The following is a 373-nucleotide window of genomic DNA, read 5'->3' as shown; positions in this document are numbered from 1 at the left end:
ACTGGAATTGATGAATATGGTGCGCACGGCGGCAGCCTATGATCAGGGGCCAATTTCGTTCCGCTATCCACGCGGTGAAGGCGTTGGTCTTAAACTGCCGGGACGTGGCGAATTGATTGAAATTGGTAAGGGACGCATCCTTCGCGAGGGAAGTAAGGTGGCACTGTTGGGCTTTGGTACCCGTTTGCAGGAGGCACTTGCTGCCGCCGATGAACTGGCAGCCGCCGGACTTTCTACAACGGTTGCAGATGCCCGTTTTGCAAAACCGCTTGACGAAGATCTTGTCCGTCGCCTTGCGCTCGAACATGAAGTTCTTGTCACAATTGAAGAAGGGGCAGCTGGCGGTTTCGGTGCACAAGTTTTGCAATTTCTC

The 373-nt window shown here is 53.9% G+C and carries 1 protein-coding gene; it reads left to right on the top strand.

The genetic code is table 11. The features are described from left to right. A partial coding sequence (locus FLQ44_RS19925; protein WP_276607890.1) for a transketolase C-terminal domain-containing protein occupies window positions 1-373 on the top strand: 373 nt, incomplete at both ends.

The organism is Vogesella mureinivorans (assembly GCF_007644035.1).
GTDB classification, from domain to species: domain Bacteria; phylum Pseudomonadota; class Gammaproteobacteria; order Burkholderiales; family Chromobacteriaceae; genus Vogesella; species Vogesella mureinivorans.
Note: the sequence above shows the minus strand (reverse complement) of the source record. Positions and strands in the feature narration are given on the sequence as shown.